At 38.6% G+C, this 24744-nt stretch carries 23 protein-coding genes; all 23 read right to left on the reverse strand.

The annotated features are described in order from the left end of the window. Positions 1 to 35: 35 nt before the first annotated feature. Positions 36 to 224 (reverse strand): YlzJ-like family protein, encoded by a 189-nt coding sequence (locus tag AC6CHS_RS03490; RefSeq protein ID WP_498234121.1) that lies wholly within the window; start codon positions 222 to 224, stop codon positions 36 to 38. Positions 225 to 238: 14 nt separating this feature from the next. Continuing rightward, complete coding sequence (locus tag AC6CHS_RS03495) at positions 239 to 967, reverse strand: ClpP family protease (RefSeq protein WP_036573000.1); 729 nt, start codon at positions 965 to 967, stop codon at positions 239 to 241. A gap of 100 nt (positions 968 to 1067) precedes the next feature. Next, positions 1068 to 1934, reverse strand: a complete 867-nt coding sequence (gene dapA, locus AC6CHS_RS03500) for a 4-hydroxy-tetrahydrodipicolinate synthase (RefSeq protein WP_498234123.1) — start codon at positions 1932 to 1934, stop codon at positions 1068 to 1070. Between the two features lie 29 nt (positions 1935 to 1963). Next, a complete protein-coding gene (gene dapG, locus AC6CHS_RS03505) occupies positions 1964 to 3193 on the reverse strand; it encodes an aspartate kinase (RefSeq protein ID WP_498234125.1) in 1230 nt (409 codons plus the stop codon). 16 nt (positions 3194 to 3209) lie between these two features. Then, positions 3210 to 4256, reverse strand: coding sequence for an aspartate-semialdehyde dehydrogenase (gene asd, locus AC6CHS_RS03510; protein ID WP_498234127.1), 1047 nt, complete (start codon positions 4254 to 4256; stop codon positions 3210 to 3212). Positions 4257 to 4317: 61 nt separating this feature from the next. After that, the gene (dpaB, locus tag AC6CHS_RS03515) at positions 4318 to 4908 is read right to left on the reverse strand and encodes a dipicolinate synthase subunit B (RefSeq protein WP_498234129.1); all 591 of its coding nucleotides are present in this window, start codon (positions 4906 to 4908) and stop codon (positions 4318 to 4320) included. Between the two features lie 27 nt (positions 4909 to 4935). Further along, complete coding sequence (gene dpaA / locus AC6CHS_RS03520) at positions 4936 to 5817, reverse strand: dipicolinic acid synthetase subunit A (RefSeq protein ID WP_498234131.1); 882 nt, start codon at positions 5815 to 5817, stop codon at positions 4936 to 4938. Positions 5818 to 6134: 317 nt separating this feature from the next. Beyond that, complete coding sequence (locus AC6CHS_RS03525; RefSeq protein ID WP_036573009.1) at positions 6135 to 6377, reverse strand: YlmC/YmxH family sporulation protein; 243 nt, start codon at positions 6375 to 6377, stop codon at positions 6135 to 6137. A gap of 166 nt (positions 6378 to 6543) precedes the next feature. Then, positions 6544 to 7770 carry a M16 family metallopeptidase gene (locus AC6CHS_RS03530; protein WP_498234133.1) on the reverse strand — a complete coding sequence of 409 codons (1227 nt, stop codon included), beginning with the start codon at positions 7768 to 7770 and terminating at the stop codon, positions 6544 to 6546. A gap of 45 nt (positions 7771 to 7815) precedes the next feature. Beyond that, positions 7816 to 8760 (reverse strand): polysaccharide deacetylase family protein, encoded by a 945-nt coding sequence (locus AC6CHS_RS03535; protein WP_498234135.1) that lies wholly within the window; start codon positions 8758 to 8760, stop codon positions 7816 to 7818. A 182-nt stretch (positions 8761 to 8942) separates the two neighbouring features. Further along, on the reverse strand, positions 8943 to 11060 hold the full coding sequence (gene pnp / locus AC6CHS_RS03540) for a polyribonucleotide nucleotidyltransferase (RefSeq protein WP_498234136.1): 2118 nt from the start codon (positions 11058 to 11060) through the stop codon (positions 8943 to 8945). 291 nt (positions 11061 to 11351) lie between these two features. Continuing rightward, complete coding sequence (gene rpsO / locus AC6CHS_RS03545; protein ID WP_379550281.1) at positions 11352 to 11621, reverse strand: 30S ribosomal protein S15; 270 nt, start codon at positions 11619 to 11621, stop codon at positions 11352 to 11354. A gap of 145 nt (positions 11622 to 11766) precedes the next feature. Next, entirely contained in the window at positions 11767 to 12705 is a 939-nt protein-coding gene (locus tag AC6CHS_RS03550) for a bifunctional riboflavin kinase/FAD synthetase (RefSeq protein ID WP_498234137.1), read from the reverse strand. 16 nt (positions 12706 to 12721) lie between these two features. Beyond that, positions 12722 to 13612, reverse strand: a complete 891-nt coding sequence (gene truB, locus AC6CHS_RS03555) for a tRNA pseudouridine(55) synthase TruB (RefSeq protein ID WP_498234138.1) — start codon at positions 13610 to 13612, stop codon at positions 12722 to 12724. Between the two features lie 162 nt (positions 13613 to 13774). Next, positions 13775 to 14116: a 30S ribosome-binding factor RbfA gene (rbfA, locus tag AC6CHS_RS03560; protein ID WP_036573017.1), complete on the reverse strand. Its 342-nt coding sequence runs from the start codon at positions 14114 to 14116 to the stop codon at positions 13775 to 13777. 110 nt (positions 14117 to 14226) lie between these two features. Beyond that, positions 14227 to 14505, reverse strand: coding sequence for a DUF503 domain-containing protein (locus AC6CHS_RS03565; RefSeq protein ID WP_036573019.1), 279 nt, complete (start codon positions 14503 to 14505; stop codon positions 14227 to 14229). Beyond that, positions 14502 to 16643 carry a translation initiation factor IF-2 gene (gene infB / locus AC6CHS_RS03570; RefSeq protein ID WP_498234140.1) on the reverse strand — a complete coding sequence of 714 codons (2142 nt, stop codon included), beginning with the start codon at positions 16641 to 16643 and terminating at the stop codon, positions 14502 to 14504. The genes AC6CHS_RS03565 and infB overlap by 4 nt, the downstream gene beginning before the upstream one ends. A gap of 20 nt (positions 16644 to 16663) precedes the next feature. After that, the gene (locus tag AC6CHS_RS03575; RefSeq protein ID WP_036573023.1) at positions 16664 to 16975 is read right to left on the reverse strand and encodes a YlxQ family RNA-binding protein; all 312 of its coding nucleotides are present in this window, start codon (positions 16973 to 16975) and stop codon (positions 16664 to 16666) included. Beyond that, positions 16968 to 17246, reverse strand: coding sequence for an RNase P modulator RnpM (rnpM, locus tag AC6CHS_RS03580; RefSeq protein ID WP_498234141.1), 279 nt, complete (start codon positions 17244 to 17246; stop codon positions 16968 to 16970). The genes AC6CHS_RS03575 and rnpM overlap by 8 nt, the downstream gene beginning before the upstream one ends. Positions 17247 to 17257: 11 nt before the next feature. Continuing rightward, positions 17258 to 18355, reverse strand: coding sequence for a transcription termination factor NusA (gene nusA / locus AC6CHS_RS03585; RefSeq protein WP_498234142.1), 1098 nt, complete (start codon positions 18353 to 18355; stop codon positions 17258 to 17260). Between the two features lie 15 nt (positions 18356 to 18370). Further along, on the reverse strand, positions 18371 to 18841 hold the full coding sequence (gene rimP, locus AC6CHS_RS03590) for a ribosome maturation factor RimP (RefSeq protein ID WP_498234144.1): 471 nt from the start codon (positions 18839 to 18841) through the stop codon (positions 18371 to 18373). A gap of 299 nt (positions 18842 to 19140) precedes the next feature. Further along, the gene (locus tag AC6CHS_RS03595; protein ID WP_498234146.1) at positions 19141 to 19992 is read right to left on the reverse strand and encodes an STAS domain-containing protein; all 852 of its coding nucleotides are present in this window, start codon (positions 19990 to 19992) and stop codon (positions 19141 to 19143) included. A 175-nt stretch (positions 19993 to 20167) separates the two neighbouring features. After that, on the reverse strand, positions 20168 to 24457 hold the full coding sequence (locus AC6CHS_RS03600; protein ID WP_498234147.1) for a PolC-type DNA polymerase III: 4290 nt from the start codon (positions 24455 to 24457) through the stop codon (positions 20168 to 20170). Positions 24458 to 24744: the final 287 nt, after the last annotated feature.

Below are 24744 nucleotides of genomic sequence, written 5' to 3' on the forward strand. Positions count from 1 at the left end.
ACTTTATTTCCTCTATTATACCATAAAAAATCTTTCTAAGATAAAATCGTTCCAGGACTAAATGAGTCATTCATAAAATCCTGTGGATCAGTGGAAAGCAATTGTAACAATTGATACGATCCATCTTCTTTTTGCTCTACATACATGCTCTTCCCCTGAAAAACAACACAATGTCGATTTGCAATGGCTTCATCCTGTTGTGGGAAAATTTCTTCTTGAGACAATGGTGTATACAGGATCATTGAATCACCTGATTTTCTTCTGGTTTCGGTCCTATCATTTCGTTAATCTTCTGCATAGCCTCTTTTACCCCTCCAACGCGATCAATCAAGCCATACTCTACAGCATCTGTTCCCACTACATTCGTACCAATATCCCTTGTTAAATTTCCTTTGTCGAACATGAGGTCCTTAAATTTCTCTTCCTTAATATTCGAATGGCTGACAACAAAATTAATAACTCTTTCTTGCATCTTGTCTAGGTATTCAAACGTTTGTGGTACACCAATAACTAACCCGGTAAGCCTTACAGGATGTATGGTCATCGTCGCTGTCGGTACAATGAAAGAGTAATCTGTGGCAACGGCTATTGGTACACCGATGGAGTGACCACCACCAAGTACAATGGAAACAGTCGGCTTAGAAATAGATGCAATCATTTCAGAAAGGGCAAGTCCTGCCTCTACGTCCCCGCCTACGGTGTTTAGCAATATAATTAATCCTTCTATTTTAGGGTTTTGTTCAATTGCAATCAGCTGTGGCAATAAATGCTCGTACTTCGTTGTTTTGTTTTGAGGTGGTAGCTGTATATGTCCTTCTACCTGACCAATGATGGACAGCACGTGTATATTAGAATCAGGGGCTTGCGGAACACTTGATTGTCCCAGCTGCTGAATCTTTTGCACCAAAGCAGAAGAGTTTTGTTGACCATCCTGATTTTGATCTTCTTTTCTACCTTCTTTATTCATTTACGAACACTCCTTATCACTAGTAACTATTCCTAGTATGAACGTAAATGAATAACTCCATGCAAAAAACAAAATACCAGCTAGGAGCTGGTATTTAGCACTACATATCAATTTTTTCTTTTAAAAGGTTTTGTTCTTCATCTGTTAAAGGAAGAAGAGGAAGCCTCACACTACCTGTTTCAATTCCTTTCATTTGTAGTGCAGCTTTTACAGGTGTTGGGGATGGTGACGTAAACAATGCATTCATAACAGGAACCAATTTCCTATGTTTGGCTGCAGCTTGTTTTACGTCGCCGTTTAAATAAAGATTCACCATTTCCTGCATTTCATTGCCGACAATATGAGAGGCCACGGAAATAATTCCATCTGCACCTATTGAAAGCATTGGTAGTGTCATGCTGTCATCTCCGCTATATAGACTAAAATCGTCACTTGTGTTCTCAATAATTTCGGCTGCTTGATCAAGGTCACCTGTTGATTCTTTAACTGAAACAATATTAGGGATTTTACTTAGTTCAATAATCGTATCAGAAGTCAGTTTTACAACAGATCGACCAGGAATATTATAGAGCATCACCGGGAGTGTTGTGGCATTTGCTATCGTTTTAAAATGCTCATACATGCCTCTTTGATTCGGCTTATTGTAGTAAGGAGCTACAAGCATAACAGCGTCTACACCACATTTTTCTGCTTCTTCGGTTAATTGAATAGAGGCTGCAGTACTGTTACTACCTGTACCAGCAATTACCGGGACTCGCTTATTTACAACTTTAACTACATGCTTAAAAAGATTTACTTTTTCATCCACTGATAAAGTTGGTGATTCTCCCGTCGTTCCAGCAATAACTAAACCGTCAGTGCCGTTCTCAAGTAAGTATTCAATTAGTATGTCAGTCTGATCATAATCAATCTCTCCAGTATGATCAAAAGGGGTCACCATTGCTGTTAACACACGACCAAATTTCATTTCTATCACCTTTCTCTTTCTTGTCTTATCTAGGATTGTTTCTGTAAACCACTAAGCTCAAATACCTCATGCAGCGCATTTACTGCAGCTTTTAAGTCCTTATTGTTAACAAGTACCCAAATCGTTGTGTGACTGTCTGCGGATTGCAGGATCTGTACTCCGGCGTCAGTGAGTGCCTGCACAATCATGGAAGCAACACCAGGCACCCCTGTCATACCTGCACCGACTGCAGAAACCTTAGCACAGTTTTCCGTAATTTCCGGGTAAAAACCAAGTGTTTTAAGAATATGCACAGCCTTCTCAGTATGTCTATCGGGAACTGTATAGGCTACTCCTGTTGGAGAAATATTAATAAAATCTACAGAGATTCCGGATTCCGCCATAGCTTTAAATACTTCTGACTGCAAGCGGTACGCTTCTTCCTTAGCTTGCACTCTTATCTGCGTTATCGAGGATATGTGTGCAATACCCGTGATAAGCCGTTCTGTAACATCCATGCCTGCTTCCTGCACCCTTGAAGAGGTAACAAGCGTTCCTTCTTCCTGTGAATATGTTGATCTAACACGCATCGGTATTTTGGATTGCATTGCTATCTCAACTGCCCGTGGGTGAACAACCTTCGCCCCCTGATATGCCAAGTTACAGATTTCCGTGTAGGTTACCACATCTAGCGGTCGAGCAGTTTCCACCACTCTCGGATCTGCGGTCATGATACCATTCACATCTGTGAAGATTTCAATACGCTCTGCTGCAAGTGCTGCTCCCAGCGCGGCGGCTGTTGTGTCACTGCCACCACGACCAATTGTCGTTATTTCACCATCTTCAGTCTTGCCCTGAAATCCAGCCACAACTACTACATCATGCTTTTCCAGTTCCTTAATAATTCTTTCTGGATGTACTGCTTTAATTCTTGCCTGGTTAAAATCATCATTTGTAATAAAACCTGCCTGCGCACCCGTTAGGGCTGTAGATGAAATATGTTGTTTTTTCAGTTCATTAGATAATACGACCGAGGAAATGACCTCTCCACATGAAAGGAGCATATCAATTTCTCTAGCAGAACTTTTCCCAGCAGGATAATTGACCAGACCCAACAATGTATCTGTTGCATAAGGGTCTGGCTTTCTACCTAGAGCTGAAACAACCACCACAAGTTTATATTCCTGCATTAATGCATTTTTTATATGTTTTACTACATGTTTTCTATTTTCTTCGGATTGGACAGATGTTCCACCGAATTTCTGAACAACTATTTGCATTGTAACACCTCAAGTACTATAGCCATTTATTTTCAACTAATGTTTCCGCAATTTGCACAGTATTCCAGGCAGCACCCTTCATAAGGTTGTCGGATACGATCCACATGTGGAATCCATTCGCTAAGTCCGGATCCTTTCTAACACGTCCGACAAAGACTTCTTCTCTATTCGCTGCACTTAATGGGGTTGGATATGTTTGTGTCTCTGGGTTATCTTCTAGAATAACACCCTCTGCTTCGTTTAATACTTTTTGAATATCTGCTGCAGTTAAGTCATCACTATTTAATTCTACATAGACACTCTCGGCATGCGAAGTAAAAATCGGTAAACGAACGCACGTTGCTGCTACCGATAATTCGGGTGCATGCATGATCTTTTTCGTTTCATTTATCATTTTCATTTCTTCAAAAGTATAGCCATTTTCTTGAAAAACATCAATTTGAGGCAAGGCGTTAAACGCGATTGGATAATGTTTTTTATCCCCTTTTACTGGTAAGATCTCAGCGTGCATTTCTTCCTTGTTTAAATGGCTTGCTGTCTGATTTTCCAATTCCTTATTGGCAGTCATCCCAGCACCAGATACGGCCTGGTACGTAGATACAATTACACGACTGAGGCCAAATGCTTCTTGTAACGGTTTTAATGCTGCCACCATTTGAATAGTAGAGCAGTTTGGATTAGCAATAATCCCTTTATGATTTAATAGGTCTTCTTTATTTACTTCTGGCACAACAAGTGGCACATCTTTATCCATTCTGTATGCGCTCGTATTATCAACCACAACCGCACCATGTTTAACCGCTTCTGGAGCTAGTTTCTTTGATATAGAACCACCTGCAGAAAATAACGCTATGTCTACACCTGCGAAGCTCTCAGGTAATGCTTCTTCCACTGTGACTTCTTCACCATTAAATGATATTTTTTTACCTGCGGATCTGCTTGAGGATAAAAGCTTTACTTGATCTATTGGAAATTTCTTATCTTCTAGTAGTTTTATAATTTTTTGACCTACTGCACCTGTTGCTCCTACGACGGCCACGTTGTATGCTGCTTTATGCGACATCCCCATTTCTCCCTTCACTCATAAAAAATATTTCTCTTCTAGCTTTTTATTCTACCACAATCTAATCGATATGCGGAACAATAACAGGCTGTAGTTGTCTATGTTCCAAGGCAGCCTCTACTGTTCCACTTAAAAGATCCATTTTGGCAACTAGTGAGTTAGGTTTTTGGTATGGGTCATCCTGTCCATATGGTATAAAGTAAATGTATTTGCTGGCCATAAGCCGCATAAGGTTAACTCCGTTTAGACCAAGTGCGTCATTAGTAGAGATTCCAAGGACCACAGGACTTCTATTACGCATTGTCGCTTTAGCGGCCATTAACACGGGTGAATCCGTTAGAGCATTTGCCATCTTACTTAAAGAATTTCCCGTTAGCGGGGCAATCACCATACAATCAAGTGGAGCAGTTGGGCCAAGTGGTTCTGCCTCCTGCATAGTGGAAATAACTCGTTTTCCTGTTATGGATTCAATTTTTTCAATATGATCTTCTGCTTTTCCAAACTTTGTACTAGTGTTTCGCACCGTATACGTTACAATCGGCACAACTTCTGCCTTTTGTTCCATTAACTTTTCCAACTGTGGAAAAACTTGGTCATATGTGCAATGAGAACCCGTAACTCCAAAGCCAATACGTTTTCCTTCTAAACTCATAAATAATACCCCTTTTCTACTAATTTCCTATTCTTGCATGTTTTTTTGAAGAAATTGCTTTATGACGTCCGCTAATATCCTACCCGATGTTTTTGGTGCCACAATACCTGGTAAACTTCTTGCCAAAATTGCTTTAATGCCTCGTTGCTTTGCATAATCAAAATCTGTTCCACCTGGTTTGGATGCTAAGTCGATAATTATTGCATGTGTCGGCAGACGTTGAATGGTTTTTCGATCTATAACAGCTGCTGGAATCGTATTGATAACTACATCGTATTCATTAGCATAGTCTGCCATTTTATCAAGGTGAATAGCTGTTAGTGCCATTTCTGAAATCCTAGCAAGTTCTGCGCTACTTTTGGTTGCTACAGAAACCTTCGCACCCAACGCAGCAAACTTGTTAGCAATCGTTTTACCCACTCGACCAAATCCAGCAACCATGACACGAGAACCATGGATGGTATAGTCAGTATGTTCTATCGCCATCATAATGGATCCTTCTGCTGTTGGTATGGAGTTGTAAATCGCAACATCGTCTCTGTTTAATAAAGGGATTAATGAAATATCTTCTTCTGTGGTTACTTTTTTCAAATAATCACTTGAAATACCAGTAAAAATGATAGCCGTATCTTTTAATTGCCCGAACCATTCTGGCGATATGTGAATCGTCTCATGAGAAAAAACTGTTTCTACGTTTCCTGTATTATCTGTCCCTGTAATTGGTAAAATGAGGACATCAAGCTCTTCTGGTTTTAGCTCACTAAACTCCAACTGTTTTAATCCGGTAAATCCTTGTTCCAATTTATCAAAGCCGACAAGATTTATGTTCGCACCTGGAATAGCCTGTAATTGACGAATCAACTCCAGATAACGGGCGTCGCCTCCTATTACTGCAATTGTATGACTCATTATAATGAACACCCTCCAAACATCGAGTTCCTTAAATTATTTCTATATAGCTTATGAAACGGGAGAATGTTAGTGATTGGTTATTTTTAAAAAACAGGAAAAAGGCTGATACCCTCCTCTTCGGGCCAGCCTTTTTAATAAAGTGAAACTTCAATCAGTGGGGGTTTTCATTCTTCCCCCACTGATTGTTAGTTGAACGAATCGGGGTGTTAGCGTCCGTTTACTCCCACTAAAAACTCACTGTTTCACCTCATGTTTTGAAGTGGGAGTCTTACGGACGGTTGCACCGGGATAAATTTTAATGCTTATTTAATACCTTAACCGAGCCTATTTGTGTCAATAATAATCATGTCTTCCCCAATCTTTTTTATTGCATCCCACTTAATTTTCGTTTCCTCCCCCTCCTTTTTCAAACCAAACCATTTATAGTTTGGTATGATAAAGGATTCAATTTGACCAGTATGCTCATTTATCTCGAGATCTGTTTGTCCAAGTACTCCCAATCGTGAGCCCTCATTCACATCCACAATTTCTTTTCCACTCATATCCTTATAGCGCATCCTTGTCATCCTCTCAACTTATCGTTATTGTTCTTACACAAAGCTATACTACAGCCTTAATACGTTTATGTAGCATGCTAGAAATTACGGCTTAATTAAAAAACACGTTAGGAAAAAGCTTATCCTTATTATTATAGTTACCGACATAAAAAAAAGAACCTATGGATTACATAGGTTCTCCTGATGGAGCAATGAGAGCACTTGAAGACGGTTTTTCAAAAACGATGTCTATTACATTTCTAATCGATTCATGATCCACAGCGTCGATTTCTTGTATCATGTGGTCCATCGTTCTGTGGCGTCCTAGAAGCAACTCGTTTTTACCGTTTCTACTCATTCGGCTATTTGTGCTTTCTAAACTCAGTAAAAGATTTCCTTTTAATTGCTCTTTATTGTTTTTTAGTTCTTTATCGGTAATACCGTCTTGAATTAGCTTTTCCACTGTGCTATCAATTGTTTTCCTTAACTGCGGTAATTGATCTTTACCAGTTCCAGCATAGATAGTAAGCATACCATTATCCAAGAAAGAAGAATGATACGAAAATACCGAATAGGCAAGTCCTTGCTTTTCTCTAATATCTTGAAACAGTCGAGAGCTCATACTACCACCCAGAACATTATTCATAATAATAAGGCTGTAAATTTGCTCATGGCCTGTTTGAAGTCCGTCATAGCCAAGGCAAAGATGCGCTTGTTCCGTATCTTTATGACGCTCAAGCTTATTGGTAAGGAATTGTGGTTTAATTAAAGAACTAGGCTGGTGATTTGATTCATAGGAACCAAAATATCCATCTACCTTATCAATAAATGCACTATCTACATTACCTGCGACAGAAACCACAACGTTCTCTGGATTATAAGCTTCCCGCATATAGTCTCTTAAAGATTGGGGCTTAAATGAACGCAAGTGTTCCTCTGTACCTAAAATAGGATAGCCTAGCGGATGCGTTCCATAAGAAGCTGTTGCAAGCAAATCATGCACTATATCATCAGGTGTATCTTCATACATTTTTATTTCTTCATAAACCACTTTCTTTTCTCTTTCCATTTCTTCTTCATCAAATGCAGAGTTAAAGAACATATCAGCTAAAATTTCCAACGCAAAGTCTTTATGTGTATCAATAACCTTGGCATAATAGCATGTGTATTCTTTTGAGGTAAAGGCATTGACCTGCCCACCTATCGAATCAAATGCTTCGGCTATATCTTGAGCTGAGCGGGTTTTTGTTCCTTTGAAAAACATGTGCTCCAAAAAGTGAGAAACACCGTTATTTTTCTCTGTTTCGTTTCTAGAACCAGTTAATACCCAAATACCTATCGTAACAGACCTTACAGCAGGTACTTTTTCGAGTACAACCCGCAAGCCGTTCTTACTTTTGTGTTTTTCAATCAATGTACTTCCTCCTATGCTAGATATGTAAGATGAGCGCCAAATTGATTATCTTTCCGGGCTGACTAATTGTTCCATTGTACCTAGTTTATATCCTTTATCCTTTACAGAATCTATCAATTCATCAAGGCCCGTAGCCGTTGCAGCAGTAGGGTGCATTAGAATAGTTGCTCCCGGATGCAGCTTACTATTCACTCGGTTAATCATAACAGATACTGTTGGATTCTTCCAATCAATCGTGTCTACCGTCCAAAGCACCGTTTCCATCTTCTGGCTATGTGCAGCATCCACAACATATTGATTATAACTACCACTAGGTGGAGCGAACCAAGCAGGTGTAATTCCAGTTATTGCTTTTAAGATATCATTTGTCTGACTTATCTGTTCAACCATTTGTTGTGTAGTCAAATTTGCCATATTAGGATGATTATAGGCATGATTTCCAATTAAATGGTTCTGGTTCTTTATCATCTTCACTAAGTCAACATTTTCCTTTGCCCATTTCCCCTCAATAAAGAAGGTAGCTTTGATGTTCTTATCTTTCATTATGGCTAATATTTTGGGGACATATTCTGTTCCCCAAGAGACATTGATTAATAAAGAAACCATCTCTTTTTCCGGGTTACCACGGTATATAGGAGATGATGGTAAATCCTTTAAAGAAACATTTGGTGCTATCTGCTTATAAACGAGTAAATCGTCATCAAATTCACCCTTTTCCCTCATTCGTTCATACGATTTAGTAACATTTACCTCGAGGCCATTACGCCCCGGTGTTTTCTTCCATACCTCATCAATATATGGATCAACAGGTTCTTCCTCATATGCGTTTGCCTGCTTTTCTATTTCCTTGTATAAAGCATCATTTGGTTTTGCAGTTTGCATAAAGGTTGTACTACTTTCCATTGAGAATGGATTATAAGTAGTATTGAATGAAATCGTAACTATAATTATAAAAACAATTACATGTATGATTTGTCGTAACTGAAACATACTTACCCCCTCCTATTTCAAACTTATGTTGAAACGGGACAAGGTATGCTTAAACTATGTAGACTAGTATGGAGCAGTCAATTTTTTCTTTTCTAACAAAAAAAGAGAAGCAATGGCAATTGCTCCTCTTTGTTACTTTAAAACAGCTGTCAGAACAGCCATCTAAAACAGGCACTATTCAATTAAGAATTGGCTTTTTCCTGTCTTTCTTTTTCCTCTTTTAATACTGCTTTTCGGGAAAGATTTACTCTGCCTTGGTTATCAACTTCCTTGACCTTGACCATGATCTCATCCCCAATTGATACAACGTCTTCCACTTTATTGGTACGTTCTTCAGCCAATTCAGAAATATGGACTAGTCCATCTTTTCCTTTAAACAATTCAACAAACGCACCGAACTTTTCAATACGTTTAACTGTTCCAAGGTACATTTGCCCAACCTCTACTTCTCTTACAAGGTCTTCGATGATCTTTTTAGCTCTTTCATTCATCTTGGCATCTGTTGATGAAATAAACACACTTCCGTCTTGTTCTATATCGATTTTCACACCAGTTTCATCAATGATCTGATTTATTTGCTTACCGCTTGGCCCAATAACATCACGGATCTTATCTGGATTGATGGACATCGTAAGGATTTTCGGTGCATACTCAGATAATTCTTCTTTAGGCTCCTTAATCGTAGCAAGCATAGAATCAAGAATTTGCATTCTTCCTTTTTTAGCCTGGTTAAGTGCTTCTTCAAGAATCTCTCTTGATAGACCATCAATTTTAATATCCATTTGTAAGGCCGTTACGCCTTTAGAAGTACCGGCTACTTTAAAGTCCATATCCCCAAGTGCATCTTCCATACCTTGAATATCTGTTAGGATCGAATAATCCTCACCAGATTTAACTAGCCCCATTGCGATTCCGGCTACAGGTGCCTTAATTGGTACACCAGCTGCCATCATTGCAAGTGTGCTTGCACAAATACTTGCCTGTGAAGTAGAACCGTTTGATTCCAATACTTCTGAAACAAGGCGGATGGTATATGGGAAGTCCTTATCAGATGGGATAACCTTTTCTAAAGCACGTTCTCCTAATGCGCCATGACCAATCTCTCTTCGGCCTGGCCCTCTTATAGGACCTGTTTCTCCCACACTATATTGAGGGAAATTGTAATGATGCATAAAGCGTTTAGACTCTTCTAAATCAAGCCCGTCCAAGATTTGCACATCACCAAGCGCTCCCAATGTACATACACTTAGTGCTTGTGTTTGCCCACGTGTAAATAACCCTGAGCCATGTGTTCTTGGTAATACATTAATCCTTGAAGACAATGGTCGGATTTCATCTATCTTTCGGCCATCTGGGCGTACTTTTTCCTTCGTGATTAATCTGCGGACTTCCGCTTTAACCATTTTATCCAGCACAGATTTAACCTGCTTCAAAATATTAGCATCTTCTTCATCTTCATAGGACGCAAGAACATCCTCTTTCACCTTACTAATAGCGTCTTCTCTAGCATGCTTTTCTTTTACCTGAATAGCTGCTATAAGATTTTCCGAAGCTTCTGCTTCAATCTTCTTAGAAAGTTCTTCATCTAATTCAAAAAGCTTTACTTCAGACTTTTCTTGTCCTACCGCTTTTACGATCTCTTCTTGGAATTCAACTAGACGAATAATTTCTTTATGGCCAAACATGATAGCTTCAAGCATAACTTCTTCAGGTACTTCATCTGCTCCTGCTTCCACCATGTTGATTGCATCTTTTGTTCCAGCGACCGTTAGTTCAATATCACTTTTTTCTTCTTGTTCGATGGTTGGATTGATAATAAATTCGCCATCAACGCGACCAACGTTTACGCCGGCAATCGGCTCTGCAAACGGAATATCAGAAATGCTTAACGCAATGGAAGAACCGATCATAGCAGCAATTTCTGAAGGACAGTCCTGGTCAACACTCATAACTGTACTAATAACCTGAACTTCGTTTCGGAAACCGTCAGGAAATAAAGGTCGAATCGGACGGTCAATAAGACGTGAGGAAAGGATTGCTTTTTCACTCGGACGGCCCTCTCTTTTTATAAACCCTCCTGGTATTTTCCCAACTGCATAAAGACGTTCTTCGTAGTTTACGGTTAATGGGAAAAATGGCAGATCTTTCGGTTCCTTTGAAGCTGTCGCAACAGACAGAACAGATGTATCGCCATAATGCATCATGGCAGCACCGTTCGCTTGCTTTGCTAATTCTCCGATTTCAACGGTGAATTTTTTACCTGCAATTTCTGTAGAAAATATTTGCTTCTCTTCTGGCATTTGTAGTACTCCTTTCAATAAAATCGAGCTCCATATGAGCTTTTGCAGCTTAATTAATATTCATCACGGCGCTTATTGCAAACTAAATGCTAGCCGTTATAAAAAACACTCCAATTATTATATTATAGTTTATAAGCCGGAATGTAAATTTTATGTAGAAAAATCTTGTCATAATATAGTAGTTGCTTTATTCCTTCATGCAAAAACCACTCATTTACCACCAGTATCTAAGGGTTAAATGAAAAATTTTTACTTATAAAAAAAGCAGGATTTCTCCTGCTTTTTGAATAATTATCGGCGTAAGCCAAGTTGTTTAATTAATTCACGATAGCGGGTAACATCTTTATTACGTAAGTAGTTAAGTAAATTACGACGTTTACCAACCATTTTCAAAAGACCTCTACGTGAGTGGTGATCTTTTTTGTGAACACGAAGATGTTCATTTAGAGTTGTGATTTCTTCCGTTAGTACAGCGATTTGTACTTCTGGAGAACCAGTGTCACTTTCATGAACCTTGTATTCATTAATAATTTCATTCTTACGTTCCTGTGTGATTGCCATATGGCGCACCTCCTGTAATTATATTGAATCCCCATTCCCCTAGCAGTCGTCGGAGTTACGAATTGCCAAGCGATGGTTTTACGTTGTTAATACTACATGTTTTTTTAAAAAAATGCAAGTAAAAGATAGTTAGAAGTAAGGTCGCTTATGAATTGAAGTAATTTCTGACCTTCTTTTCATCCTCCGCAATTTCGCTCACTAATTCTTCTACCCCGGAAAATTTTTTTTCTTCCCGAATAAAGGTATACCATTGTACTCTCAACTCTTCTTCATATAAATCATTGTTATAATCAAAAATGTTTACTTCCAGAATAGGTTCTTCCAATTGGTCCGTAAAGGTTGGTTTGAAACCTAAACTAGCCATTCCCTCATAAACTTCATTTTTATAGAGAACTTTTACTGCATAGACACCGACCTTGGGTAATAGCGTTTCATCGCTCACTGCAATATTTGCTGTTGGATAGCCAATGGTTCTGCCACGTTGCTCCCCTTTAACTACAAGTCCTGTTACAGATAACGGTCTTCCAAGTAGTTTTGCGGCCTCGTCCATATTCCCAGACTTTAATAGATTGCGAATTTTAGTTGAGCTAATCTTTTCTCCATCTATTACCACTTTATCAATTTGCGTTACGGTAAACGTTCCGGCCGCATGCTCTTGTATGGTTTGCATGTTTCCTTTTCCTTTGTGTCCATAAGAAAAGTCAAAGCCTGCTACCATATGCTTGATATGAAGTCCTTTTAGGAAATGATCCACGAATTCTTGAGGAGACAAGGATGCAAGCTCTTGATTAAACTGAATAATGTAAAGTCGATCTACCTCAAGTTTTTGCAGAATTTCCTGTTTTTCTCGAATTGGAGTAAGATATTTCACGTGCTGTACATCTTTTTTTAAAACAACAGAGGGATGTGGATGAAAGGTAATTACTGCGCTTTCCATCCCTCTTTCCTTTGCTTCTCTTACAGCTGTTTGAATGACTTTCTGATGCCCTTTATGTATTCCATCAAAAAAGCCGATGGCCGTAACCGTTTCAGGTAGTTCGTTAAACACCATAGAATGTGGATATGTTAATTCAAATGTTCTCATATTCCTCACCTGCACTTTATCCGTTAAAAACACGAACGGGTTTTATTTCCATTGGTTTATCCGGATGGGTTTGATATATTGCCAATAATTCTTGGTTAAACATCATTACAAATGGCTCTTTCATTATTTTATCAGGTTTTGAGAGTTTTTGCCCGTTTCGTACTTTGACCGCTGTTTGTTCATCAACATGAAAACAGTCCAGATGCTCTAACCCTCTCTGGGCAGGAAATAATAGGGATTCTGGATGCGAGAACTTTAGCTTTTCTTCAATTTGTTCAAATGTCACGGTTTCTTCCTTAGGGAAAGAAGCAACCTGTGTCCTTGTAAGATGGGCCATATGAGCTGGATAACCTAATTTCTTTCCAATATCCACACTAAGCGTACGAATATAGGTTCCTTTTGAGCATACAACTTCAAAGGAAATACTTTCCCTCTCCTCACATGAAGAGATCTTTGAAATGGAGAAAATTTCAACCTGGCGTGTTGGTCTTTCCACCACTTGATTTTCCCTTGCATATTCATACAGTTTTTTTCCTTTAACTTTTACTGCAGAGTACATTGGTGGAACTTGGGTGATGATACCAGTAAACGCTTTTAGCACTTCATCAATCTGTTCTTCAGTTGGAAATACAGTAACAGGTTTCTCTTCTATTACACTGCCATGCGCATCTTCAGTTTCTGTAGAGACACCAAGTTTGAGCTCTGCAACATACGTCTTTCTTGTATCAGTTAGAAAGGGGACGATTTTCGTTGCCTGCCCAACACATATTGGTAAAACACCTTCTACCTCAGGGTCTAACGTACCAGTGTGGCCTACTTTTTTGGTTTGTAATAATTTCCGAAGCTTAAATACACAATCATGAGAAGTCATTCCCGTTGGTTTCCACAATGGTAAAATTCCATTCATTTTCTCACCTCCAATATATACATTCAACATACAGAAAGGTTTCATTGCTCTATTTTAGGCATTAAATCTTGATTGCATTAAATTTTAAAGCTTGATTTTAAGTTTTCTACGCACATGGAAAAAATCTGACTCGCAAAAAAGGAGTCAGATTATCCACCAAGCTTATTTGTTTAAATCACGTAGTATTGTTTCAATTCTATTTCCATATTCAAGTGCTTCATCAAATTCAAACAAGAGCTCAGGTGTTTTGCGAAGGCGAATTCGCTGTCCTATTTCGGAACGAATAAATCCTTTCGCTTTAGCAAGTCCCAATAGTGTGTCTTGTTTTTGATGTTCATCACCTAATACAGAGATAAACACTTTTGCTTGTTGTAAATCTCCTGTGACTTCAACGTCTGTAACCGTAACAAATCCAACTCTAGGATCTTTTATTTTTCGGGTTAAGATTTCTCCAAGCTCTTTTTTCATTTGTTCAGCAATGCGGTTTGCTCTTAATTCTGCCAACTTATTCACCTCTTTAAGAAAAGCTTCGTGCTTCAATTAGAAAACTACATTCACTCGTCTTATCATACATATTTTACAATCCCGATCAACGAAACATCTTACAATGGACCTTACATCCGTTCAACCGTTGTTTGTGTTCTTTCAAGTTCAACGAACGCATCAATAACTTTCATCACTTCTTGCATGACCTTTTCCGAATGAACGTAATCATTAGAAATGGTTACAATGCCAAGCTTTGTTCGTTGCCATAGATCGTGGTAATCAAGCTCTGTTACAGCTACATTAAAGGTGTTCTGGAGCTTTGCGAGCAACCTTTTTAGCACAGACCTTTTTTGCTTAAGCGAATGCCCGTCGTACAACATACACTCTACTTCAGCATAAACGATCATTTGCGTTCTATTTCTTCCATTACATATGCTTCAATAATATCGCCTTCTTTAATATCATTGAAGTTCTTTATTGTAATACCACATTCGTAGTTTTGTGCTACTTCTTTCACATCGTCTTTAAAACGTTTTAATGCGTCAATTTCTCCTTCGAAATGAACAACACCATCGCGAATTAACCTAATACCGGCATCTCTTGTAATTTTGCCTTCTGTTACGTAGCTACCAGCAATCGTACCAATTTTTGATACTTTAAAGGTTTCACGAACTTCTGCTTGACCCGTTACTTTTTCTTCATATTCTGGATCGAGCATTCCCTTCATAGCAGCTTCTACCTCTTCAATAGCTTTATAAATCACACGATGTAGACGTACATCCACTTTTTCGGATTCTGCAGCCTTTTTAGCATTCGCATCAGGTCTTACGTTAAACCCAATAACAATAGCATTTGAGGCTGAAGCTAAAATAATGTCAGATTCTGTGATTGCACCAACACCGGTATGAATGATCTTAATATTTACGCCTTCAACCTCAATTTTTTGTAAGGAAGAAGCTAATGCACCAGCAGAACCTTGTACATCTGCCTTAATAATAATATTAATTTCTTTCATTTCCCCTTGCTTGATTTGTTCAAACAAGTCATCCAGACTAACTTTGGTTTGTTCACTTCTGTTTTCCTGGATTTGTTTTTGTTGACGAGCCTCACCAATTTGTCGTGCTTTTTTCTCATCGGTAAATACAAGGAACTGATCTCCAGCTTGTGGTACTTCATTTAAACCTGTAATTTCCACAGGAGTTGATGGCCCTGCTTCATTTACTCGTTGTCCAAGATCATTTACCATTGCACGAACACGTCCATGAGTATTTCCAACTACGAGGGAATCCCCTACATGTAGCATACCATTTTGTACGAGTAATGTAGCAACAGAGCCACGACCTTTATCAAGCTGTGCATCAATAACAGTACCAAATGCATTTGCTTTAGGATTAGCTTTTAATTCTTCTATTTCGGAAACAAGAACAATCATTTCTAACAAGTCGTCGATACCTTCATTTTTTATTGCAGAAAGGTTTACAAAGATCGTGCTGCCACCCCAATCTTCCGGGATTAGTTCATATTCGGTTAATTCTTGCATAACACGATCCGGATTAGCGCCTTCTTTGTCCATTTTGTTAACTGCAATGATGATTGGTACTTCAGCAGCTTTTGCGTGATTGATTGCTTCCACAGTTTGTGGCATTACGCCGTCGTCGGCAGCCACCACTAAAATAGCAATATCCGTAACTTGAGCCCCTCTTGAACGCATACTTGTAAAGGCAGCGTGACCAGGTGTATCAAGGAATGTGATTTTCTTCCCATCATTTTCTACTTGGTACGCGCCGATGTGCTGTGTAATTCCACCTGCTTCACCAGCTGTAACTTTTGTATGACGGATCGCGTCAAGTAAAGTAGTTTTCCCGTGGTCTACGTGTCCCATGATCGTAACAACAGCAGGACGTTCTACAAGATCTGCTTCAGAATCTTCTTCCAGGTATTTATCAAAGTCAGTATCTTCTAAGATGATTTCTTTTTCAACTTGCACATCAAACTCGGCACAAATTAATTCAATTGCATCGTCATCTAAATCCTGGTTTTTTGTTGCCATAACACCTAGGAACATTAATTTCTTAATAATCTCTGAAGCATCTTTGTTTAGTTTAGCAGCAAGGTCACTCACAGTAAGTGTTTCACTATAAGTAATATGTTTTGGTGTTTCTTTGACCACAGGTTGTTTAGGGGCTTGCTGATTCCCTCTTTTATTCCCTTTTTGCTTTTTGTTATACGAATTTGAATTTCCTGTGTTTCGCTGTTGATTGGAATTCGGTTTATTTTTCCCTTTATTCCCTTGATTATGATTCATTTTTGCTCCTGATGTATTCGAATTCGTGTTTTGAGCTCCAGCATTGGCAGATGTCTGATTTGGTTTATCAGAAGTCTTAGGTTTGGAGTTAAACTTTTCATCCAGCTTACTAACGGTATCAGCTGAAATAGTAGACATGTGGTTAGACACTTCTACCTTAATTTCTTCTAAATAATTGATTACATCTTTACTAGGTTTATTTATTTTTTTTGCATATTCATATACACGCATTTTACTCATACGTTCACCCCCGAATTTAATTACCCGAGTAACGACTGGATTTTAGTAGCAAATCCTGCATCTAAAATAGCAACAGCTACTCTTTGGGATTTTCCAATAGCTTGTGATAGTGTCTCTCTATCATCCACTATTTCATATGGTACATTATATGATTTGCACTTATCTGTGAGCTTTTTCTTCGTTTGCGGTCCTATATCGCTAGCCAACAGAATAAGCTTTGCTCTATTTTGCCGAATATCCTTCACAATTGCCTCTTCTCCCAGTGAAATCTTTCTAGCACGGTAGGCAAGCCCAATCATATTTAAGTAAGAATTATTGTTATTATTAGTCATGTTTTTTACCTTCAACCAGTTTTATTAAGTCCTCGTAAATTGAGGAGTCTACTTCTGTATTCAACTGGCGATTTAAAACACTGGTTTTTTCAGCTTGACGGATGATTTCAAGATCTCTAGTTAAATAAGCTCCGCGCCCATTCTTCTTTCCTGTTTCATCCACAAATACCTCGCCATCCTTATTTCGAACAACGCGGATAAGCTGTTTCTTCGGTTTCATTTCATTGGTTACAACACATTTTCGCTCAGGTACTTTTCTTTTTTGCACCATTGGACAGCCTCCTACTCGAACAAGTCTTCCTCAGTGTCTGGTAGAACCTCTTCCTGCTCTATTAATAAGCCCTCTTCTTTCGCTTCCGATTCACTCTTAATATCAATCTTCCAGCCAGTAAGCTTAGCAGCTAGACGAGCATTTTGACCACGTTTTCCAATAGCTAAGGATAACTGGTAGTCCGGTACAATTACTGTGGTAGCTTTTTCTTCCTCATTAACAAGCACATCTACTACTTTTGAAGGGCTTAGCGCATTGGATACGTATACTACCGGATCTTCTGACCACTCTACCACGTCAATTTTTTCGCCTTTGAGCTCATTAACAATCGCTTGAACACGCTGTCCCTTTTGCCCAACACACGATCCTACTGGGTCAATTTCTGGGTCTGGTGCATGAACAGAGATTTTAGAGCGATCACCTGCTTCGCGGGCTACGGACTTAATTTCTACGATGCCTTCATATATTTCTGGCACTTCCATTTCAAACAAACGCTTTAGAAGGCCTGGGTGAGATCTTGAAATATATATTTGCGGTCCCTTGCTCGTATTTTCTACTTTGGTTACAAATACTTTCAAACGGTCATGAACATAGTATTCTTCTGTTGGCATTTGCTCTGCTTCAGCTAATTTCGCCTCTATTTTACCAAGATTTACATACACAAAGCGTGGATCTTTACGTTGAATGATCCCTGTCATAACATCTTCTTCACGGTCAGCATATTCGGAAAAAATAACTCCGCGTTCAGCTTCTCTAACACGTTGTGTTACGACTTGTTTTGCTGCTTGTGCTGCGATTCGACCAAAGTCTTTTGGTGTTACCTCAACTTCCACTACGTCTTCGAGTACGTAATTAGGGTCAATCTTTTTTGCTTCTTCAAGTGAAATCTCTTCTTGATTGTCTTCTACTTCCTCGACAACTATTTTCCTCGAGAATACACCCATTTTACCTGTTGCTTCATTTAGTTCCACACGGACATTCGTCGCAGATTTGAAATTCTTTTTATATGCTGAGATCAAGGCTGCCTCCAATGCCTCTAGAAGAATATCCTTATCGATCCCTTTATCTTTTGCCAAATAATCAATCGCGTCAAACAACTGATTGCTCACGTTCTTTTCCCCCTTCTAAAACATTACAGCAAGACGTGCTTTTGCTATTTTATCGTATGGTAGTTCTACTTGTTTTTTTCTTGTTTTCACCTTGTACTCTATTGTTAAGAGATCGTTATCAAACCTTTTTAGAATACCTTCATATTCCTTCTCGCCTTCAATCGGCTCGTAAAGTTTCACAAAGATATTGTTGTTAACATTATTTTTAAAGTCTTCTTGTGTCTTTAATGGCCGCTCCACCCCAGGGGAAGATACTTCTAGAAAATACGCTTCCTTTATTGGATCCGTATTATCCAATTTCTCACTTAATTCTTCGGAAACCTCACCACATTCCGTGATATCTACACCGCCTGGTTTATCAATATACACACGTAGAAACCAATTCTTTCCTTCTTTAACGTATTCAACATCAACAAGTTCCAGGTTTTTAGGTTCCAAAATCGGCCGCAATAATTCCTCTGTTGTTTTGATTACTTGAGAACTCAACATTCATCCTCCTTTATTCAGTTGTTTTGCTGCCTGTCAGCTAATAGCTGTCTTTCTGATAGTATGAACCATCATACTACTTTTCATTTGATCATACTGTAAATCAATAGAAAACCCCTGCCGAATTCTGTGGCAAGGGGAAGTTTACGCGAAGTTGAAAAGAAGTATGAAGAAAGAGTGGGCGTTTACCCACTCTTTTAACCGTTCGTATCAATACTTACCAAAAAATAGTATATCATAAAGGGAAACCTATTGCAAGATAGTGGGTACGTTAGCAATATAACCGAATTTGCTTCCTCTTAAACGAAAATTCTTTCGTCATTATCTTTATCGGAAAATAGCTCAAGGGCCTGTTGTAAATTCCCTGTTGTTCTTACTTTATTTCCAAAAGAAACATCAAACGCTACAATTTCTCTAACTATATCAGGTCGCAAGCCAGTAATAATTGTTTGGCATCCCATCATGGATACACCATCAAGTAGTTTTAGAAAATGATGAATCGCTTCTTTGTCCATTTCTGCAATTCCTGAAAGGTCTAAAAGCAATTTCCCTACATGGTTCTTGCCAATTTCTACTAGAACTTTTTCTTCAATAATTCCTGCTCGATAAGTATCAATGGTGCCAATTAAAGGTAATATGCTTATGTTATTAGAGATTGGGATAATTGGTACGGATAAGTTTTCGACGAGTTTCCGTTCCTTTTCGAGTAATTCATCCTTGTAATCAGAATAAGAGATAAAGAAGCCTTGAAAGAACTCGTCAATCAACTTATTAATTTTAATGACCATTTCATATGAATTCTCCGTAATTCTCCTCATATTATGGGCTTGCTCATATTCATACAAGAAGCTCCAAAAAGCTTTTCGTATAGCTTTAACCCATTCAAGTTTAAACGAGAGTGTAAGAGAGGTTTTTGCCCAGGCAACCCCCTCTTTTTTGGCGAAATTTATCACATCTTGCTCCTTATTATTCACAATCATGAGAATCAGATTATAGGCATTATCCACTAAATGAATGCCCCCAACAATCTTTATCTCCTCTAATTTTTCTATATCAATTGATGCTTCACTAAGTAGTAGGGCTTCAAGTTCTTTTCTTTTTTCTATAATAAAACTTTCTACCTCATTTTTATCATTGAAAATATAACTCATACAACTGCATCTCCTTCAAGTCTTGTATAGTATAAGTAATGTGTAAATTCATTGAATATTCTGTACCGATTATACCACAATATCTAACAACCACAAAAAAGAAATAGGCAGGCCTACTTCCTTTTTGTGGAAAACACACAGATTACCTATCTGTAATTTCCCCATTTTTTAGTTATTAAAACAATGATAATTGATTTTTTTCTGCCATACCCTCAAGACAACCATGGTTATCCAAGTATTCTAGTACTGTTTTAGAAATTTTACTTCTTTCACGTAAATCTTCTTTTGAAAGGAATTCCCCTTCTTCCCTAGCTTTTACTATATTAAGAGCAGCGTTTGTACCTAAACCATCTACCGCGTTAAATGGCGGTAATAAGGAATCGCCATCGACAATAAACTCTGTTGCACTGGACTTATACAGGTCAACTTTATTCAAATGAAAACCGCGTTCACACATTTCCAATGATATCTCCAACACGGTTAGGAGACTTTTTTCTTTTGGCGGTGCATCATTTCCTTTTGCAGTAATAGAATCAATACGCTGTTTGATCGCAGCAGGTCCTTTGATCATTGTATCTAATTCAAAGTCGTCAGCTCTTACAGTAAAGTAAGCTGCATAAAAGAAGATTGGGTGATGTACTTTAAAGTAAGCAATTCGGACAGCCATTAACACGTAGGCTGCTGCGTGAGCCTTAGGGAACATGTATTTAATTTTTTTACATGAGTCAATATACCAATCTGGCACACCATGCTTTTTCATTTCTGTAATCCATTCATCTTGAAGCCCTTTTCCTTTTCGGACAAATTCCATAATTTTAAATGCCAAAGAAGCTTCCAAGCCTTTATGCATTAAATAAACCATGATATCGTCACGACAACCAATTACATCTGGGAGCTCACATATTCCATCATTAATCAGTTCTTGCGCATTCCCCAACCAAACGTCTGTGCCGTGTGAAAGACCAGAAATAATAACAAGTTCAGCAAATGTGCTCGGTTTTGTATCCTCAAGCATCTGTCTAACAAATTTTGTCCCAAATTCAGGAACTCCTAACGTACCTGTTTTACAATAGATTTGTTCCGGAGTAACACCTAACGATTCCGTACCTGAGAATATTTTCATGACATCAGGATCATCTGTCGGAATTGTTTTCGGGTCAATTCCACTTAAATCCTGGAGCATCCGTATTACCGTCGGATCATCATGCCCTAAAATATCAAGCTTAAGCAAATTATCATGAATAGAATGGAAATCAAAATGTGTTGTTCTCCACTCACTTTTACGATCATCTGCAGGGAATTGTATCGGTGTAAAGTCAAAGATTTCTTTATCATCTGGCACAACAATAATGCCACCAGGATGCTGACCAGTCGTCCGTTTAACACCAGTTGTTCCCTGTACTAGCCTATCTACCTCAGCATTCTTATAAACAAGTTGTTTATCCGAAGCATATCCTTTTACATACCCATAGGCAGTTTTTTCGGCTATGGTGCCAATAGTACCTGCTCGGTAAACATTATCAACACCGAATAATTCTTTTGTATAGTTGTGCGCTTGAGGCTGATATGCACCTGAGAAATTCAAGTCAATATCAGGAACCTTATCCCCTTTGAAACCTAAGAACGTTTCAAACGGTATATCCTGTCCATCTTTCGTAAGAGGTATATTACAATGCGGACAATTTTTGTCTGCAAGATCAAACCCGCTCCCCACAGACCCATCTGTAATGAACTCATTATGATGGCATTCTAAACATACATAATGAGGTGGGAGTGGATTTACTTCCGTAATTTCCGTCATTGTCGCAACAAAAGAGGAGCCTACTGAACCACGAGAACCAACAAGATAGCCGTCATCGAGAGACTTTTTCACAAGCTTGTGGGAAATGAGGTAAATAACCGCAAAACCATGCCCAATAATACTTTCCAACTCTTTCTCAAGTCGATCCGTAACAATTTGGGGTACTGGCTCGCCATATATTTTCTTTGCCCTATTATAGCAAAGGTCCCGCATCTCTTGGTCAGCACCCTCGATTGTAGGAGTGAAGAGACCATCTTTAACTGGCGAGATTTCTTCTATCTCATCTGCTATTTTATTTGTGTTGTCAACGACTATTTCGTTTGCCTTTTCCTCCCCAAGAAAGTGAAATGCCTTCATCATTTCAGTTGTAGTTCGGAAAGGTGTTTCAGGGAGTGTTTGTCGGTTTAGCGGATTTCCTGCTTGAGCAGCTATCAAAATTTGTCGATAGACTTTATCATGATCATCCAAATAATGGACATTCCCTGTAGCCACTACTGTTTTACCCAAACGATCTCCCATCTCAACAAGTTTCTTAATTATATCTAGAATCTGGGCTTCATTTTGAACAAGATCTTTTTCTATTAAGTGTGCATAGTTTGCAGGTGGCTGTACTTCAATGTAATCATAAAATTCTGCCACACTCTCCGCTTCTTCAGCAGATTTCTGCATCATCGTTTCAAAAACTTCCCCTTTATCACATGCAGATCCTAGGAGTAATCCCTCTCGATATTTTTTCAAAAGAGATCTCGGTATACGAGGAACCCGGTAAAAATAGTCAATATGAGCATGGGAGACGAGTTTGTAGATATTCTTTAAACCTACTTCGTTTTTTGCCATTATGGTGCAGTGAAAAGGTCGCGAGCGCTGGTAAGCATTTCCTTCTCCCATATGGTTATTCAGATGAAGATGATTTGCAATTTCTTTTTCCAAAAGTCTTTGCACTAACTTCCATAACAAATAGCCTGTGGCTTCAGCATCGTAAATTGCTCTATGGTGTTGGGTCAATTCAATATCTAAATGCTTACACAAGGTATTCAGACGATGGTTTTTTAGTTCTGGAAATAAAAATCTTGCAAGTTCTAAAGTGTCCATTACAGCATTCTGAGCTTTTGGATAATCTATTTTTTGAAAGCCTTGATTTAAAAAGCCCATATCAAAGCTTGCATTATGAGCAACCAATATATCATTTCCCATCCACTTATGGAAATCTTGAAGAACAGTGGATATTTCTGGGGCATCCTTTACCATGTCATCCGTAATCCCAGTCAAGTCTGTGGTTGTTTGAGACAAGGGATGGTGAGGATTTGCAAAGGATTCAAATCTGTCGATAATTTCCCCATTGTGCACCTTTACTGCAGCGAGTTCGATGATGGAGTCATATACTGCAGACAAACCTGTCGTCTCCACGTCAAATACAATATAATTAGCACTTGCAAGGTCAATATCTTGTTCATTATAGGCGATTGGAACCCCGTCATCTACGAGATTTGCTTCAACACCATACAAAACTTTTATACCATGTTTCTGACCAGCAGCATGTGCATCAGGGAAGCCTTGAACACCAGCATGATCGGTAATGGCCACTGCTTTATGTCCCCACTTTGCAGCTTGGGCAATTAAGTTACCTGGTGAAACAACAGCATCCATTTGACTCATCGTGCTATGTGCGTGCAGTTCTACCCTTCTACTATCTTCGGGTGCCTCATCCATACGAGTCGCTACTTTTATCTCTTGAATGTCATTTGCCATCATAGCAAGCTCGTTGGTGTACATATCCGTTTGAATGCTACCACGCGCCTTGACCCACATTCCTTTTTTTACTGTATCAAATTTATCAGCATCCTCATCACCTTTTGAGAACATTTTAATTTGTAAGGAATCAGTGTAATCTGTTGCTTTAATAATGAGTAGACTTCTACCAGAGCGAAGCTTGCGTATATCAACATCAAAAATATAGCCCTGGATGGTTACACGTCGTTCTTCATCCTGGATTTCCTGCATTTGAAGAGGTTCATCCTGTATCTTATAACCTAAAGTTAGTGGACGGTTGTCCTGCTGTATTTTCTGGGTATCTCTTTTTTCTTTTTCCTGGACAGTCTTAAGAACAAGCTTCTGATCCTCTAAGGCTTTCTGCTCTTTAAATTTCTTCAATGCAGCTTCTTCGGCTTTGACTTCCGTTTCAATGGGAAAATAACGTATACCAGCCTTTAAGCAAAACTCTTTAAAATCTTGGTCAAGGCGTTTTTTTAGCGCAGAACCTTCTGCTTCATTTCTCACAGTTAACATAATCTTATTATTGTTAACTTGTGGTATTTGCTCATGGATTAGATCCTTATAAGCAGGAGATATGTCTATTTTGCTGCCAACAAACTGTTTCCAGTATCCTGTAATCGTCTCTTCATCACAGTTGTTGTCTCCCGTTAGAATGGTTAATTCTGTTGTAGCAACATGTTCAAAAGTATCGTTTAATTTACCAACCAAGAGTTGATAAACCTGCAACGGCAGAACACGTTCAACAAAAATATGAAAATGCCATTTTTTCGTTTTTTTATATATTTCAAGTTTTTCTAGATAACTTTCATTAAAAAAGGCTTCTACATCTTCTCCAGCTATTTGCAGCTGTTTTAAGAGTAAACGCAATTTTTCTCTTTTTGTTAAGTCCATCGTATATCCCCCTGTTACAGCTGTGCTTCATTTTTACTCCTGAACATATTTTACCAAAAAAACGTGGTAAAATCAGCGAGAACCTTTGTCAATTTAAAGACAAAGGTTCTCTCCTTTTGTTACATTAGTATTTGCTTCATAAAAAAATTAGAATGTATTTTACTACGTTCAACGTAAACTCCACTTAGTAATCATATAACCTTCGAAAGTAGAATAGCATACTTTCCGTGAGCAGTTGGTGAGCTTCATTGCACGAAACACTGCAGGGAGTCACCTACGATTATAAT

The organism is Oceanobacillus sp. GQ8 (genome assembly GCF_059758495.1).

Coding starts and splice junctions, on each gene's coding strand:
- AC6CHS_RS03600 (WP_498234147.1), bottom strand. CDS start 24,457: ATGGACTTAACAAAAAGAGAAAAATTGCGTTTACTCTTAAAACAGCTG.
- rnpM (WP_498234141.1), bottom strand. CDS start 17,246: ATGGTGCAAAAAAGAAAAGTACCTGAGCGAAAATGTGTTGTAACCAAT.
- AC6CHS_RS03565 (WP_036573019.1), bottom strand. CDS start 14,505: ATGATCGTTTATGCTGAAGTAGAGTGTATGTTGTACGACGGGCATTCG.
- AC6CHS_RS03595 (WP_498234146.1), bottom strand. CDS start 19,992: ATGAGTTATATTTTCAATGATAAAAATGAGGTAGAAAGTTTTATTATA.
- AC6CHS_RS03575 (WP_036573023.1), bottom strand. CDS start 16,975: ATGACTAATAATAACAATAATTCTTACTTAAATATGATTGGGCTTGCC.
- rpsO (WP_379550281.1), bottom strand. CDS start 11,621: ATGGCAATCACACAGGAACGTAAGAATGAAATTATTAATGAATACAAG.
- asd (WP_498234127.1), bottom strand. CDS start 4,256: ATGTCGCATAAAGCAGCATACAACGTGGCCGTCGTAGGAGCAACAGGT.
- dpaA (WP_498234131.1), bottom strand. CDS start 5,817: ATGAGTCATACAATTGCAGTAATAGGAGGCGACGCCCGTTATCTGGAG.
- truB (WP_498234138.1), bottom strand. CDS start 13,612: ATGAATGGAATTTTACCATTGTGGAAACCAACGGGAATGACTTCTCAT.
- AC6CHS_RS03525 (WP_036573009.1), bottom strand. CDS start 6,377: ATGCGCTATAAGGATATGAGTGGAAAAGAAATTGTGGATGTGAATGAG.
- dapG (WP_498234125.1), bottom strand. CDS start 3,193: ATGCAAATAGTTGTTCAGAAATTCGGTGGAACATCTGTCCAATCCGAA.
- AC6CHS_RS03495 (WP_036573000.1), bottom strand. CDS start 967: ATGAATAAAGAAGGTAGAAAAGAAGATCAAAATCAGGATGGTCAACAA.
- dapA (WP_498234123.1), bottom strand. CDS start 1,934: ATGAAATTTGGTCGTGTGTTAACAGCAATGGTGACCCCTTTTGATCAT.
- pnp (WP_498234136.1), bottom strand. CDS start 11,060: ATGCCAGAAGAGAAGCAAATATTTTCTACAGAAATTGCAGGTAAAAAA.
- AC6CHS_RS03535 (WP_498234135.1), bottom strand. CDS start 8,760: ATGTTTCAGTTACGACAAATCATACATGTAATTGTTTTTATAATTATA.
- AC6CHS_RS03550 (WP_498234137.1), bottom strand. CDS start 12,705: ATGAGAACATTTGAATTAACATATCCACATTCTATGGTGTTTAACGAA.
- dpaB (WP_498234129.1), bottom strand. CDS start 4,908: ATGAGTTTAGAAGGAAAACGTATTGGCTTTGGAGTTACGGGTTCTCAT.
- infB (WP_498234140.1), bottom strand. CDS start 16,643: ATGAGTAAAATGCGTGTATATGAATATGCAAAAAAAATAAATAAACCT.